The sequence below is a fragment of the Mycobacterium sp. 1423905.2 genome (assembly GCF_001673155.1).
Lineage (GTDB): Bacteria > Actinomycetota > Actinomycetes > Mycobacteriales > Mycobacteriaceae > Mycobacterium.
On record NZ_LZLE01000136.1, the window covers coordinates 1 to 960 of the forward strand.

Sequence of the window (960 nt, forward strand, 5' to 3'; positions counted from 1 at the left end):
GTGACTATGCGATCACGGTGCGTGATGCGTATAAGCAGTATGGCGATTTTGTGGCGTTGGATCATGTGGATTTTGTGGTGCCCAGTGGGTCGTTGACGGCGTTGTTGGGGCCCAGTGGGTCGGGCAAGTCGACGTTGTTGCGCACTATTGCCGGGTTGGATCAGCCCGATAGTGGGACGGTGACGATCAACGGGCGGGATGTGACCCGGGTGCCGCCGCAGCGGCGTGGGATTGGGTTTGTGTTTCAGCATTATGCGGCGTTCAAGCATTTGACGGTGCGTGACAACGTGGCTTATGGGTTGAAGATCCGCAAGCGGCCCAAGACGGAGATCAAAGACAAGGTTGACCATTTGTTGGAGGTGGTGGGGCTCAGCGGTTTTCACACGCGCTATCCCAATCAGCTCTCGGGTGGTCAGCGTCAGCGGATGGCGTTGGCGCGGGCGTTGGCCGTGGATCCGCAGGTGTTGTTGCTTGATGAGCCGTTTGGTGCGTTGGATGCCAAGGTGCGTGAGGATTTGCGGGCGTGGTTGCGCCGGTTGCATGACGAGGTGCATGTGACCACGGTGTTGGTGACCCATGATCAGGCTGAGGCGTTGGATGTGGCCGATCGGATCGCGGTGCTCAACAAGGGTCGTATCGAGCAGGTCGGTACGCCGACCCAGGTTTATGACGCTCCGGCCAATGCGTTTGTGATGTCGTTTTTGGGGGCGGTGTCGGCGCTCAATGGTGCGTTGGTGCGCCCGCATGACATCCGGGTGGGCCGCAAACCGGACATGGCGATTGCCGGGGGTGACGGCAGCGCCGACTCCATCGGCGTCGTCCGGGCCACCGTCGATCGCGTCGTCACCTTGGGCTTCGAGGTGCGAGTGGAGCTGACCAATACCGCCACCGACACTCCGTTCACCGCGCAGATCACCCGCGGCGACGCCGAAGCCCTGGCCCTGCGCGACGGCGACACCG

The 960-nt window shown here is 61.9% G+C and carries 1 protein-coding gene; it reads left to right on the forward strand.

What is annotated here, in order from left to right; genetic code table 11:
- Positions 1-960 (forward strand): sulfate/molybdate ABC transporter ATP-binding protein (locus A9W95_RS07750; RefSeq protein WP_067410435.1); only part of this gene is annotated, 960 nt, incomplete at both ends.